Origin of the sequence: Bifidobacterium sp. RTP21102st3_E2_RTP21102_210122 (assembly GCF_040916945.1) — a bacterium.
Taxonomy (GTDB): domain Bacteria; phylum Actinomycetota; class Actinomycetes; order Actinomycetales; family Bifidobacteriaceae; genus Bifidobacterium; species Bifidobacterium longum.
The window spans coordinates 358,103-371,893 of the sequence record NZ_JBCPAN010000003.1 but is presented as its reverse complement, the minus strand read 5'-3'; the positions used below and the strand labels follow the sequence as shown (position 1 = coordinate 371,893).

At 59.9% G+C, this 13,791-nt stretch carries 15 protein-coding genes; 6 read left to right on the top strand and 9 right to left on the bottom strand.

Annotated elements, in window-relative coordinates; translation table 11 throughout:
* Window positions 1-112: 112 nt before the first annotated feature.
* From AB5287_RS05605 to AB5287_RS05580, 6 genes are all read right to left on the bottom strand, one after another.
* Entirely contained in the window at window positions 113-1,036 is a 924-nt protein-coding gene (locus tag AB5287_RS05605; RefSeq protein ID WP_007052232.1) for a LysR family transcriptional regulator, read from the bottom strand.
* Window positions 1,037-1,137: 101 nt separating this feature from the next.
* Entirely contained in the window at window positions 1,138-1,767 is a 630-nt protein-coding gene (locus AB5287_RS05600; RefSeq protein ID WP_007056272.1) for an HAD family phosphatase, read from the bottom strand.
* Window positions 1,768-1,868: 101 nt separating this feature from the next.
* Window positions 1,869-3,632 (bottom strand): bifunctional ADP-dependent NAD(P)H-hydrate dehydratase/NAD(P)H-hydrate epimerase, encoded by a 1,764-nt coding sequence (locus tag AB5287_RS05595; RefSeq protein ID WP_077385784.1) that lies wholly within the window; start codon window positions 3,630-3,632, stop codon window positions 1,869-1,871.
* Window positions 3,633-3,671: 39 nt separating this feature from the next.
* A complete protein-coding gene (locus AB5287_RS05590) occupies window positions 3,672-4,862 on the bottom strand; it encodes a pyridoxal phosphate-dependent aminotransferase (protein ID WP_007052235.1) in 1,191 nt (396 codons plus the stop codon).
* Window positions 4,863-5,233: 371 nt separating this feature from the next.
* Window positions 5,234-5,923 (bottom strand): virulence RhuM family protein, encoded by a 690-nt coding sequence (rhuM, locus tag AB5287_RS05585; RefSeq protein WP_011068129.1) that lies wholly within the window; start codon window positions 5,921-5,923, stop codon window positions 5,234-5,236.
* A gap of 55 nt (window positions 5,924-5,978) precedes the next feature.
* The gene (locus AB5287_RS05580) at window positions 5,979-6,935 is read right to left on the bottom strand and encodes a hypothetical protein (RefSeq protein WP_007056248.1); all 957 of its coding nucleotides are present in this window, start codon (window positions 6,933-6,935) and stop codon (window positions 5,979-5,981) included.
* Window positions 6,936-7,255: 320 nt separating this feature from the next.
* Here AB5287_RS05580 and AB5287_RS05575 point away from each other — a divergent pair, with 320 nt between their 5' ends.
* Window positions 7,256-7,684 carry a hypothetical protein gene (locus AB5287_RS05575; RefSeq protein WP_007052245.1) on the top strand — a complete coding sequence of 143 codons (429 nt, stop codon included), beginning with the start codon at window positions 7,256-7,258 and terminating at the stop codon, window positions 7,682-7,684.
* A 77-nt stretch (window positions 7,685-7,761) separates the two neighbouring features.
* Window positions 7,762-8,412 carry a signal peptidase I gene (gene lepB / locus AB5287_RS05570; protein WP_007054233.1) on the top strand — a complete coding sequence of 217 codons (651 nt, stop codon included), beginning with the start codon at window positions 7,762-7,764 and terminating at the stop codon, window positions 8,410-8,412.
* A 203-nt stretch (window positions 8,413-8,615) separates the two neighbouring features.
* Here lepB and AB5287_RS05565 read toward each other — a convergent pair whose 3' ends face one another.
* The 3 genes from AB5287_RS05565 to AB5287_RS05555 form a co-directional block, all read right to left on the bottom strand.
* The gene (locus AB5287_RS05565) at window positions 8,616-10,190 is read right to left on the bottom strand and encodes an amino acid permease (protein ID WP_368220853.1); all 1,575 of its coding nucleotides are present in this window, start codon (window positions 10,188-10,190) and stop codon (window positions 8,616-8,618) included.
* 320 nt (window positions 10,191-10,510) lie between these two features.
* Window positions 10,511-11,143, bottom strand: a complete 633-nt coding sequence (locus AB5287_RS05560; protein ID WP_007054235.1) for an MFS transporter — start codon at window positions 11,141-11,143, stop codon at window positions 10,511-10,513.
* 31 nt (window positions 11,144-11,174) lie between these two features.
* Window positions 11,175-11,330, bottom strand: coding sequence for a hypothetical protein (locus AB5287_RS05555; protein ID WP_007056283.1), 156 nt, complete (start codon window positions 11,328-11,330; stop codon window positions 11,175-11,177).
* Window positions 11,331-11,337: 7 nt separating this feature from the next.
* Here AB5287_RS05555 and AB5287_RS05550 point away from each other — a divergent pair, with 7 nt between their 5' ends.
* From AB5287_RS05550 to AB5287_RS05535, 4 genes are all read left to right on the top strand, one after another.
* Window positions 11,338-11,559: a YidC/Oxa1 family membrane protein insertase gene (locus AB5287_RS05550; protein WP_007054237.1), complete on the top strand. Its 222-nt coding sequence runs from the start codon at window positions 11,338-11,340 to the stop codon at window positions 11,557-11,559.
* Window positions 11,544-12,233, top strand: coding sequence for a YidC/Oxa1 family membrane protein insertase (locus tag AB5287_RS05545; RefSeq protein WP_227249025.1), 690 nt, complete (start codon window positions 11,544-11,546; stop codon window positions 12,231-12,233). The genes AB5287_RS05550 and AB5287_RS05545 overlap by 16 nt, the downstream gene beginning before the upstream one ends.
* Before the next feature lie 101 nt (window positions 12,234-12,334).
* Window positions 12,335-12,955 carry an NUDIX hydrolase N-terminal domain-containing protein gene (locus AB5287_RS05540; protein ID WP_007054239.1) on the top strand — a complete coding sequence of 207 codons (621 nt, stop codon included), beginning with the start codon at window positions 12,335-12,337 and terminating at the stop codon, window positions 12,953-12,955.
* Window positions 12,948-13,307 (top strand): carbon-nitrogen hydrolase family protein, encoded by a 360-nt coding sequence (locus AB5287_RS05535; RefSeq protein WP_016507617.1) that lies wholly within the window; start codon window positions 12,948-12,950, stop codon window positions 13,305-13,307. Before AB5287_RS05540 ends, AB5287_RS05535 begins: the two co-directional genes overlap by 8 nt.
* Window positions 13,308-13,791: the final 484 nt, after the last annotated feature.

Below are 13,791 nucleotides of genomic sequence, written 5' to 3'. Positions count from 1 at the left end.
GCAAAAGCCGGCCCCTGAGATACTCAGGAGCCGGCCCTTACTTCCATTTCCCCAGCGGGGTTGGCTTAATCGCAGTATATCTCACTGCTGACCATGCCTGTTTTACTTACTCCTAATCAATGAGCTTGTAGCCGTGGTCGGAGACTACGGACTTGAGCTTGTCGAGATAGGTTTCGGCGGCCTTGGAGAGCTTGGAACGCTCGTTCGTGATCCAGCCGACCAACATCGTTTCGTCGGTGTCGAGCGGCACGGTGACGATCTTCTCGTTGTTGAGGTCGCCGTTGTCGATGCCGGTGCACACCGTGTAGCCGTTGAGGCCGATGATGAAGTTCAGGATCGTGGCGCGGTCGGTCACGTTGATCTGCTTGGGGGAGTACTCCGGCCAGACCGCTTCCTCATAGAAGTAGAACGAGCCTTCCTCGCCCTGCTCGTACTGGATGAACGGATAAGGTTTCAGGTCCTCCATGGTGATGACCTTCTTGGCGGCCAGCGGGTTGTTGCGCGAGATGAACACGTGCAGCGGCGCGCGGAAGAGCGGGTGGAATTCGAGGTGCTTCTCGCGCAGGAGCTTGCCGATCACGTCCTTGTTAAAATCGGACAGGTAGATGATGCCGATTTCGGACTGCATGTTGGCGACCTGGTTGATGATGTCGCGCGTGCGGGTCTCGCGGATGGTGAACTCGTATTCGTCGGACTTGATGGAGTTGATCATCTCCACGAACGCCTCGACGGCGAACATGTAGTGCTGGGTGGAGACCTGGCACAGCTGCTTGCGCGGTTTGGCATGCTTATAGCGCTCTTCGAGCAGGTCGGCCTGGTCGAGCACTTGGCGGGCGTAGGTCAGGAATTCCGCGCCGTCCACGGTCAGGGCGATGCCCTGCGAGGAGCGGGTGAAGATCTCGATGCCCAGCTCGTTCTCCAATTCCTTGACCGACGAGCTCAGGGCCGGCTGGGAGACGTACAGGGCATGGGAGGCCTCGTTCATCGAGCCGCACTCGACGATTTTGACGATGTATTTCAGCTGCAGCAGTGTCATAAAGTCTATTTATATCGCTAGGGATAGTCGCCACACGGCCGGTCACCGTCGTCAAGGACGGGTCCATAGACTTCAACTGCCGCGATGCAACGTTTGGCGACTTACAGACGTACGCCGAGTTCTGCGAGCGATTCGCGTGCCTGCAACGCGTTCTCGAAGAGGATGCCGTGGATGCCGACCTCGTTGGCGCCGACGATGTTCTTGGCGGTGTCGTCGAAGAACACGCAGCGCTCGGCCGTGAGGCCGAAACGGGTCAGGGCCAGCTCGTAGATGTCGGCGTTCGGCTTATGCATCTTCTCCACGCCGGAGACCACGGTGCCCTGCAACAGCTGTTCAAGGCGCGGGTACTTCTCGAAGGCCAGGTGGAAGGTCTCATGCGACCAGTTGGTCAGACCCCATACGCCGTAGCCGTGGGCCTTCAAATCCGCCAGCAGCTCGACCATGCCCGGAAGCGTGCGGGGCAGCGCGTCCGCGTAGTGGCCGATGTAGAACTTGAAGATGTCGGCGAGTTCCTGGCCTTGTTCGCGTACCACATCCGGGTAGATGTCCGCGAAATCCTCGCCGGTGTCCATGCGGTCCTCGTAGCGGAAGAAGCCGCAGGGGTCGTCGTCGGCGCAGATGCGTTCCACGATCTCATCGGGGAATCGGCCTTCCAGGCATGCGCGGGTGTTCCAGTCCAGCAGCACGCCGCAGAAGTCGAAAATCACGTCGGTGATGGGGGAGTTGGCCATGATGCTCCTTGTGTTGTTGGGGCCGTTGAGTGGGGTCTGCGATTTAGTATAGGGGGTTTCATACGTTGGCTCCCCTCTCTGAGGGGAGCCAACGTACGGAATCATGCGATGACGTCGGCGATGGCTTCGGGGATGGCGTGGGCCACGTCGCCGGCCACAATCGGGTGGCCGAGCGTCATGAAGCGCTGGCGATGCTCGCGGCCGATCAGTTCCGGCTCCTGCCAGCCTTGTTGCTCGGATTCGGAGGCGATCGCCGCCGCCAGGCCATGCAGGTAGGCGGCCGAGGCCACGGTCTCGCCCGTGGCGGCCACGTCATCCTGCTGGGCGAGCAGGGCGCCGGTTAGACCGGCCAGCACGTCGCCCGCGCCGGCGGTGCCCAGCCAGGCCGGTGCGCTACCCGACGCATAGACGTGGTCCTCATCCACCACGATGGTCACCGCGCCCTTCAACAATACGGTGGCGCCGGTGAGCTCGTGGGCACGCTTCGCGCTGGCCAACGGGTTCAACCGCACGTCGTCGGCGGTGTACGGCTCGTGCGAATCGGCATGCTCCGCGGTGCTGGCGGCGGTTTCGAACCGGTTGAGCAGTTTCGCCATCTCGCCGGCATGTGGCGTGATCACCACCTGGCCGGGCACACGCTCCGGCAGCAGGTCGAGTGCGCCGGCATCCACCACGATTGGCGGCATGTCGTAGGCGTCCTTGTTCTCATCCTCGCTGCCGAGCGCGTAATGCTTGAGCAATGCGGCGATGGTGTCCCGCTGCATATCGCCGTCGGTGCCCTCGACGCTAGCCTCGGGCACGCCGGACCCCACGACCCAGGACTGCACATGTCCCTTGCCGATCACGGCTTCCGGCAGTGCGGCGAGCACCATGTTCTGCGCGCGCTCCGGGCCCAGATACCGGACCATGCCGGTGTTCGCGCGGGCGGCGGCGCTGGCGGTGAGCACGGCGGCACCGGGGTAGCGCTGCGAGCCGGTCACCAGACCAACCACGCCCCGGGAGTATTTGGAATCCTCGAACCTGGGGAGACGGACCGCGTCGGACGCGAACGAATTATCCACCACCTCGACGTCCGGATCCTTGTCGTCGATATCGAATCCGAAATCGAGCAACTCGATACGGCCGCAGGCGAACGTGGCGGGCGGCAGCACCGCGCACGGCTTCATCGCGCCGAACGTGACCGTGACCGTGGCCGGAATGTACGGGCCGGGCAGAGAACCATCGTTCACACCGACGCCGGATGGCGTATCCACGGCAAGTACCAGCGGAAAATCGCCTGACGACTCACGGTTTGGCAGGGCGGGCTCATCGGGAGCCTCGCCGTCGAGACCAAGGGCGGAGGCGAGTGCGGCGGGGATGCCGCGTAGCGAGCCTTGGATGCCGATGCCGGTCATCGCGTCGATGATCAGATGCGATTTCCTGGCCACGGCGATGGCGGTCTGCAATCGCTCGCCGGCCTCACCGGCGGAAAACCCGGACGCGCAACCGGGAATATCAGCCGCGGGATCAAGCACCAGCACCTTGCCTCCGGCGCGCACGAATGAGGCGAATCCGGCCTCATGCAACGACCGGCCCACGGCGATGGCGGTGACGTTCGCGCCCTCCTGGGCCAGCGCGGCGGCCGCGAACAGACCATCGCCACCATTGTCTCCGGCCCCGGCCAGCAGCACGATCGACGTGTCCTCCAGCGCCAGATCCTCGTCGTCCAGCATACCGGCCGCCATGTGGGCCGCGGCCTGGGCGGCCATGCGCATCAGCGGCACGCCTTTGTCCAGCAGGGGTCGCTCCATGGCCCGGACCGTATCGGAGTCATAGGCGCTGTGCAGCAGCAGTTCGCGACGATCGGCGTCTTCGGTGTATTCCATGGCAACCCCTTTCTTGTGTTTGTTACTTGCGGTCCGTGTTTACAGGCCGTACACCTCGTGGGCGAACTTTTCGAACACGGGGATCGAGCGCTTGACCTTCTCCGTGTCGATGCAGTAGGCCATGCGGAAGTATCCGGGCACGCCGAAGCTGTCGGACGGCACAAGAATCAGGTCGTATTCCTTGGCCTTCATGCAGAACGCCACGGCGTCGTCCTCCAGCGCCTTGGGGAAGATGTAGAACGTGCCGCCGGGGCGTACCACGTCGAAGCCGATGCCGGTCAGCGCATCGTAGAGCAGGTTCATGTTCGTCTCGTAGACGTTGAGATCGGCGGTCTGGTCGATGACCTTGGCCACGCCCAGCTGAATCGAGCTCGGCGGGCAGTTGTGGCCGGTGCCGCGCGAGATCTGGCCCATCATGGGCACGAGCAGGTCGGCGTCGGTGGCTGTGGGATTCACCGCGACATAGCCGATGCGTTCGCCAGGCAGGCTCAGCGACTTCGACCACGAGTAGCAGGTCAGCGAGTTCGCGTAGAAGCTGGCCGGGTAGGGCTGGGTGGCGCCGTCGAACACGATTTCGCGGTACGGTTCGTCGCTGATCAGGAAGATATCGTGGCCGTATTCGACCTGCTTGGCGGTCAGGATCGCGGCCAGACGCTTGAGCGTGTCCGCTGAATACACCGCGCCGGACGGGTTGTTCGGGGTGTTGATAAGCACGACCTGCACGTTCGGGTTAAGTGCAGCCTCGAATGCGTCGAAGTTGATTTGGAAGTTCTCGGTGTCGGCCGGCACGATGGTCAGCTTGGCGCCGGCGCCCTTGACGTACGGCTGGTATTCGGGGAAGTAGGGGGCGAAGGTGATGATCTCATCGCCCGGCTTGGTCACCGCACGCATCGCGTGGGACAGCGCGCCCGCCGCGCCCGTGGTCGGGAAGATGTGGTTGCCGGTGTATGCCATGCCGAAACGTTCGTTGAGGTTTTCGGCGATCGCGTCCTTGACGGATGGGATACCGAGCGAGGGGGAGTAGCCGTGGATGGCCACCGGATCGCCGTTTTCGTAGAGGTCGACCATGGCGTCGGTGAAGGATTTCGGAGCCGGCACCGAGGGATTGCCAAGGCTGTAATCGAACACGTTTTGGTAGCCGATTTCGGCACCGCGGCTCGTGGCGTACTCGCTCAGCTCGCGAATCACGGACTTGCCGCCAAGCATGGCCTTGTATTCCTCATTGATCATGGCTGTTCTCCTCGCATGGTTGTACTGGTATGCACCACGCTACTACTATCGCGGCCGGTTTGCGCCATTTGCCGCGCCGTGCCTAAGCTGGCTGTTCTATTTGTTCTATTTGTTCTATTAACTGTCGAAACCGCGGAATAACGCCGATTTCCGCTACAGCTCCATGATTATCCACAACCGTTCATAGCGAGCGCTGTGGGACGGCGGGCGGAAAACGGCCGAATCCGCGTGCCGTCCCACACCTCGTGCAATCCACGTTTCGGGAAAGCACCACCGTAAGACCGGCGCGCATCCGCATCCACGACAGGAGCCTTACCGGCCGTAATCCCGCACTCGATTATTTTTTCTGACAGGGAATCGAACCCGAAACACTAACCCATGCACGCCCCACCGCAAACAGCGAATAACCAAATGTATGCATTTTCGGCACCATGAGCGAAGGAGTTCGCAAACACAACAGTGATTGGCATATACGGCATCGACCGGATGAACAGCATCGCGTCCTCATAGGTCAAGACCCACTGGGACTCGTCGCCCTTGGGTATAGGGACATTGCCTGTGTCATAGTCGTTAAGCAGCACAAGACTCGGCAAATATCGTTCCAAGATCTCGGCGGTGCCAGCAATTTCCGGTTCGGTGGACCTCGATAGCACCTTGACGACGGCGTGAAGTGCGTCAAGCCGCTTGCGATTGATGGTATAACCATCAACGAGATGCTGCTTCAGAACTGAGTTGGCCCATCGCCGGAAATAGATGCCTTCCTTGGATTTGACGCGGTATCCGACCGACAGGATCATATCCAGGTTGTAATGCTCGACTTGGTATGTCTTACCGTCAGATGCAGTTGTCGCAAATTTTGCGACAACTGAAAATCCATTGAGCTCTTCCCTTAATGCATTGCCGACATGCTTGCCGATTGTTTTGATATCGCGGCCAAACAGCAAGGCCAATTGCTGTCTGTTAAGCCACACCGTGTCCTCGTCTACCTTCACATCGAGGTGCACGGTGTGGTCCGCGCTCTCATACAAAGCAATCTGCTGCTTCAGTTCCTCGCCAGTCATGAGATCGCCTTTCTTTTTTCGGGCGTCTGTAAATCATGTCGTTGTCGTCGCTAAATTATGCATCCAGTTTATCAGGGCAGTCGAACGTTTGTTCGATTACTGTATCTCTCATATTTGTATGACTTTCCCGGCTCCCGCCATCAATCACCAGTCGCAGGTAATCGCGGTCGGCGGACTTGCGGCGTGGCACGAAACGACTGATGATGGAGTCCTTCTTGCCGCGGTTCTTCACGTACAGGAAACCGAACACGGAGAACACGACCGCGCCGATGAAGTTGACGACCAGATCCTCCATCGTGTCGATCAGACCGATGTCGAGGTAGCCGCCGAGGCCCAGGTCTTGGCCATTGACCGTGACCTGGGTAATGTCGTTGATGCGAATCGCATGGTTGGTGTGCGTGGGGTCGAGCATCACCGAGCTGATGGAATGCACGATGGCGTCCTTCTGCATGTCGAACCCGAACAACTGGTCCATGCCGAATTCGAAGAACTCCCAGATCACGCCGATGGTCATGGAGAAGCAGAAGGACACGATCGCCAGATACAGGGGCGAAAGCTCGAACTTCACCCGGTCGGACCGGTTGAGCAGGTCGACCAGCGAGAAGCCGATCGCCGCAGCGAGGAAGCCGTTCATCGTATGCAACACCGTGTCCCAGAACGGGAAGATCTCATAGAACGAACTGATCTCGCCAAGAATCTCAGCCGAGAACACGAACACCAGCACGATGACTTCCAGCACCGAAGGCAGCTCGATGCGGAACTGCACCTGGATGAACGCCGGCGCCAACAGCAGCAGCAACGTCAGGATGCACAGGAACACATTTTCGTAGTCGCCGTTAAAGAACTGGAGTATTGCCATGGCGAGCACCAGCATGCGCAGCACCACATAGACCGCGAATGAGCTTTTGTGTTCGCGGATTTCCATGCCCACGGCTCGGCTCATGGTTTTCCAGCGTACGCGCCAGGACGGTTTGCGTTGTGCGTCGTGCTGTTGCGACTGTTTCCGGGTCATCCTTGCCTCTTTCTCGCATTGTTCTCGCGCCAGTCTATCCGAACCTGCTCACAGGCAATCGGCAAGAACGGGCGATAGTCTGGCCGCACGAACCGAACGGAAACCGATACTGTCTCGATTGTGGGCCACGCGAATCATCCGACAATGCTCGATGAGGCCATTACGCCGGCTCCTCATGGCTACTGGTCGTAGGGCTGGCAATCATGGCCATGCCGGTAGTTTGGGCTATCGTGAGGTGTGCGAGATGGGCTTTGTGCCGGCTGGCAGCAAATCCAAGCAGCGAAACAACGGAATGAACGAAGCGAAAGGAACGGTATCTGATGACTCCGATTGAATTGTCAACCCGACGCCGGGTTACGGGACTGACTTCGGATGAGTTCGCCAGGCTGTTCGTCTCTTTGCAGCGTGAAGTGGACGGCGAAGCCGCGCATTGGAGCGCCACGGATGTCGAATCCTGGGAGCTGGTCGGCCCGCCGGTGACCGCCGAACAGCATCTCATCGACACGTTCGCCGCGGCCAACGAATTCGTGGCCACGCTTGCGGACCGCCTGTACCACACGATTATGCCAGTCACGGAAGAATCGGTCATCACCGCATACGCTGATGACCTCACATTCTGGGCATCGCATCCGGACCTTGGCGGAGTGCCGTGCGCATTATGGAACATCGCCGCACTGCAGGCGGCCGAATGGGCCCGCAAGGAAACCGGCATCGCCTGTGAACTGGACGTGCGCGAACCGCTGGTGTGACAGCTGAGCTCAAACATGCGTAGGTAACGGCATGGTTTGAGGACTATGGTGTTGCGTTATCGGTCGGAAAGGATGTGATGGTGGGGCGTCATAGCAAAAAAGCGCGTGGCCAGTCGAGGAGATATGCGCGAAAGCCCTCCGTTTGGAGCGAAATTCGCGGCTATCTGCTGACAGTGATCGCGGTGATGCTGGTCGTGTTGCTGGGACGTACCTTCGTGTTCAACGTATATGTGATTCCATCCCGCAGCATGGAAGACACGTTGCAAATCGGCGACCGCGTATTTGCCTCGCGATTGACTCCGAGACTCTTTACACTGCACCGTGGCGACATCATCGTGTTCAAAGATCCCGCAGACTGGATGGAGGGGGAGCAGCTTCCCACCAATCTGATGTCGATAATCGACAGCAATCGTTACCTAATCAAACGTGTCATCGGTCTGCCCGGCGATACCGTCGCCTGCAAGGGATCCGGGGAGCCCATCACGGTCAACGGCAAACCCATTGATGAAAGCGCTTATCTTAAGTCCGGCGTGAATCCAAGCGACAGCCCTTTTTCCGTAACCGTTACTGACGGCAACGTGTTCGTGCTTGGTGATAATCGCTCCAATTCCAGAGATTCTCGATACCATCTTGACGACGGCAACAATGGGCTAGTGCCATACGACGATATCCAAGGTGTGGCGTTGTTCCGCTTCTGGCCATTTACGAGAATCGGCATACTGAACTGAGTTTGGCGTGAATCCACGAGTTGATACGTGCCGCACGGTCCGGTGCATCCTGCAGCCGGACCGTTACCGGAACCCTCCCCCCGAAATCTGACGACCCCCCTGTCTCACAGCTATCGTACAGCTCCGATACGGGAAACGTGCGGGTGATTCCATAACGACTACGTACTTCAGGAAGTGACGTGTATCACACTATGGTCATGTGTTCAGTCGCGCGCGACCCAAAGCGTATCGAGGTCGTCGGCCTCGGTCGCCTTTTTGCGCTTGCGTACCCACTGTTGCAGGAAATACGCCCCATAGCAGGCCACGATGAACACGAGCTCGGCCACGAGCGCGAACCGTTGCTCCACGTCGAAAATCACCAATACGAACGATGCGGTGCACAGGATGAACGCCGCCCAAGACACGTACGGATAGCCGGGCGTGCGGTATTTGAGTTCGCTGGTGGAATGGCCGGACTCCAGCCAACGGCGACGGAACACGATCTGGCAGTAGGCGATGGCGATCCACACCACCACGGCGGACAGGCCGGAAAGCGCCACCAGCACCAGGTACACAGTCGAGGCGGCGATCACGGAAGACAGGAGCGCCAGCAGGCCACCGGCCATCGCGGCGCACAAGGCGAGCATCGGCACGCCGCGACGGTTCGTTTTGGCGAACCAGCGCGGAATCATGCCTTCGTTGCCCATCGACCACACCATGCGCGTGGAGGCGTACAGGCCGGAATTCGAGGCGGAAAGCACGGCCGTCAGCACCACGAAATTCATGATGTCGCCCGCATAGGGGATGCCGATGCTGTTGAAGACGAGCACGAACGGGCTTTCGCCCACGCCGGCCTGGCGCCACGGGATCAGCGCGCACATCACGGTGATCGAGCCGATGAAGAACAGCACCAGGCGCCACAGCGTGGTGTGGATGGCCTTCGGCACGGCGGTTTCCGGGTCGCGCGTCTCGCCGGCGGTCACGCCGATGAGCTCGGTGCCGGAGAACGCGAAGTTGACGGTCAGGATCGTGGCGAACACCGGCATGAAGCCGTTGGGGAAGATGCCGTCCTTGACGAGGTTGCCGAACATCGGAGCATGCTGGTAGCCGGCGATTGGAATAACGCCGAAGATGGCGAGCAGGCCGATGATGATGAACGCGCAGATGGCGAACACCTTGATTGAGGCGAACCAGAATTCCGCTTCGGCGAAGAACCGCACCGACAAGGCGTTCAAAGTGAAGATGAGAATGATGCACGCCGCGCTCCACACCCATGTGGGAATGTTCGGGAACCAACGTTGCATGAGCAGACCGGCGGCGGTGAATTCGGAGCCGAGCGCCACCGTCCAGGTGAGCCAATACTGGATCGCGATCACGAAGCCGGTGCCGGGGCCGATGAACTTTTCGGCATACACGTGGAAGGAGCCGGTCACCGGCATGGCCACGGACAGTTCGCCGAGTGTGAGCATGACCAGATAGACGATGAGCGCGCCGATGCTGTATGCCAGGATCGTGCCGATGGGGCCCGCCTGCTGGATGGTGTATCCGGAGCTCAGGAACAGGCCGGTGCCGATTACGCCGCCTAATGAGATCATCTGCAGGTGGCGGGATTCCATGCCGCGCTTCAGGTTGGTATGTAGGGCGTGCTCGTCTTTGCCATCATGTGACGACTCGGACTGGCTGGTTTGCGCTGGTTGATTCATCTGTTCCGAATGGCTTCGACGGCCATCCGTCTGAATCTGCGGTTCCTGTTGCGAGGACGGCGACTGTGCCGCCGTGTCGGTGTCGGGCTGACTCATGTTTCTCTCTTTGCCATGCGTGCGTTCCATAGGCGTCGTCGTGACGGCCCGGAATAGTATACCCGCACCGAGGATATAGCTGCGCTGCATGATGCTGAGTCAAAATCAGCTTCAAGGGGCTGATTTGGCGTTTGCCGGAGGTCTACTTCCGTTTCAAGGGGCTGGTCAACTGGCGGAACGCAGATAGAAATGGCATTGTTCTATCGCTATTCCGCCGTTTTTAACCAGTGGCTACTTTGGCATCAGCCCCTTGAAACGGAAGTAGATGTTCCGCAAAGTCAAAATCAGCCCCTTGAAACGGAGATAGGCACTCGCAGCGGCTACTTCACCTTCTGGATACGCAGCACGAACACGGCAGCGCACACGGCCATGACGATGGAGATGGCGAACGCCGGCGTGTAGGTGCCGGTCGTGGTCTTGACCACGGAGGTGATGGTGGGACCGACTGCTTGGCCGAGCGTGGTGGCCAGGTTGAGGATGCCGAGGCCCTTACCGGCCTCTTCCTTGTTCGGCAGCACGTCGACGTTGAGCGCTTGGTCGATGGCTGAGTACACGCCGTAGCCGAAGCCGGCGATGCCCGCATACAGGTACATGCCCGTGACGCTCGGCATGATCCACGGCATCGCGGTGCCAATCGCGAACAGCAGCGAGGCGATGATGACTGGTACCTTGTGCGTGTGCATCTTGTCGGAGATCGGGCCGGAGATCAGCGAAGCGGTCAGGGAAACGACCATGGTGATGATGGACATGGTGGCGATGGTGCCGGCAGCCTCGGTCTTGGTCTGGTGCACGTAATCCTCGACGATGTAGAGTTGGTACACGGAGATCATCTGGTAGCTGAGCAACATGCACACTCGGCAGCCGAACGCCTTGTAGAAGTCACGCGAGGTGGAGAACTTCGGGAAGTGGAAGGAGACAGCGAGATCCTTGAGCGTCATCTTGGTGCGTTCCATGTCCTTTGAGGATTCCTCGCGAGGTCAGATGTCAAGCGCCACGAATCCGGAAGCCCATGATCACGGCGCCGATGATGAAGCCGGCTTGCGCATTGTTGATCATGCGAGAGCCGATCATGGTGCCGATGGGCTGGCCGGTGACCATGCCGCCGCCGTAGAAGGAGTCGGTGCCGCACAGCTTAGGCATCGCGATTATGTGCCTCGTGCTCATCATCCGTATCTGTCTATTGCCTCTCTTCTTCTCCCAAATGCGCGCGACGCAGCGTATGCAGGTGCTCCAACCGCAAATCCAACGTATCCAACGCAAGTACGCCGCGCGTAAGGATCCGCGTTCCAAAGAAGCCATGCAACGTGAAATTATGGCTTTGCAGCAGCGGCATAACGCCAATCCGCTCGGTTCATACCTGCTTCGCTGATTCAGGCGCCGATTCTGTGCTCGCTGTTCTACACGCTGCAATCCCTGCCCGCAAGCGCCGCCGGGAATGCGGAACCGTTGAGCGGCATCGACCGCGTCATGGCGGGCGACATCGAATCATCGTCCATATTCGGCGTGCGCATCGCCGACTCGTTCGGCACGGTCGTCTCGCCGCAGTCGCACGTCGTCATCGGCGTGGCCGTGGCGTTGATGTGTCTGATGTTGTTCGCGATGCAGTGGCTGCTCATCCATCGCAATACGCCGAAGGACGCCATGGATTCACCGCAGTTCCGCACGCAGAAGCTGACCGCGTTTGTGTTCCCGGCCATCTACGTGGTGTCGGGCGGCACCTTGCCGTTCGGCGTGCTGCTGTACTGGCTGACCAATAACCTGTGGAACTTCGGCCAGACGCTCTGCCAACTGCGATGGTTTCCGGCGCCCGGATCCGAGGCGGGGAGCGCAAGGCCGAACGCGACCATGAGCGGGAGAACCGGCACCGCGCCGCCTCCGGATTGCCGTCTTTGGAAGAAGAGCGCGCGGCGGCCGCGCGTGAGGAGGCCCACGTGCGCCGCGAGCGTGAAAAGTCGGTCGCCAGCCGCAATCGCAGACAGCGCAAGAACGTGCAGCTCGCCAAGCGTTGATGGCACATGGGAGAGGTTACGGGGGATGCACTGAGACCCTCGTCCCCGGAACGGTTCGAAGTGCTATACTGCTTGCACTACGCTGCGATGCCTGAGCGCAAACGGATCCAAGACCTTACGATGACAGGATGAACGATGATGGCCACGAACCGCACATTACTGGAACAGGCCCGAGAATTGCAGGCGCTGGCCCAGACCGGACTGATGTACTGCAAGGACCCCTTCGACCGGGAGCGCTACGAGCGTATCCGCGCGATGGCGGTCGACATGCTCTCCACGCAGGTTGATGCGCCGGCCGGACAGGTGAGTCGACTGCTCAGCGCCGGATATCCGACGCCGAAACTCGACACTCGTGCGGCCATCTTCGATGAAGAAGGCAGGATCCTCATGACGCATGAGAACAGCGGGGAATGGTCACTGCCCGGAGGCTGGGTCGACGAGAACCAGTCCATTCGGTCCAACGCCGTCAAGGAGGTCAAGGAGGAGACTGGGCTCGATGTGAGGGGCGAGCGACTCATCGCGGTGCAGGACTGCGCCAATCACAACGCGCTGACCTATCCGTACGGGGTGCTCAAGTTCTTCGTATTGTGCAGCCGCGCCGGCGGTTGGTTCTCGGCCAACATCGAAACGACGGAAATCCGCTACTTCGAGGAAGACCGGTTGCCGCGGCTTTCGGAAACAAGAAACACCGCGGAACAAATCGCCATGTGTTTTGCGGCCCACCGCGATCCCGACTGGATGACGCTATTTGAGTGAACCCCGTGAAGGCATCCGCACATGCGCGTTGCGCGGCGCCGCCTGGTCATCGTGCCGACGGCGAGCATCGGTTCCGAACACTGACGCCGAACCGTCGAAGCCGTTCCTGTGGAAAATCCGTGTCCAGGCCATGCAGAACCAGGTGGCCATCGTCATGTGCAACCGGGTCGGCAAGGAAGGCGATGTGACGTTCGCCGGCCAATCGGTGGTGGTGGACCCGTACGGCAACGTCGTCAGCAAGGCCGACGACCAAGAACAGTTGATTATCGCCGACATCGATCTCACACAGACCGCAGCAGCGCGCAAACAGCGGCCATTCCTGGAACTGCGACGACCCGAATGGTACGACTGAAGGGGCGAATGGGTAATAAGCAATGTCACGATTCGCCGCACCCATCAGCCGCATTCGTGCCGGCCTACAGATACATGACCATACGCAGATTGCAGCCAGCTGGTGCAAGGCGGGAATGTGAAGTCATTGTGCGTTTGCTTCGCGAAGCCGCGCAATGCCGGATTCAAAGCAGCTGCTCATCATTGCTATGGATGCGGGACTGAATGGTCACTTCTCTTGGACCGCCGGTCTCACTGGGAGCTAGCGCGTCACCGTCGTTGTTCCAGAAGCGCAATGCGCCTTGTCGGGTCTCATCGTTGACGGATAGCAAGAGATCTCCCTCAAATAGTGTGCGTGCTGTGCGATGCTCCGAACGAGCATCTTGATGTTCTGCACGAAGCATGAGGTTCCTGCCCCAACGATCCGGCATGCAGTCTTGAAAGATGCGATGCATCGCATTATGCTCGGCCGGGAACGTTCCGGGGGGAGAGGGGCATCTCTGGAC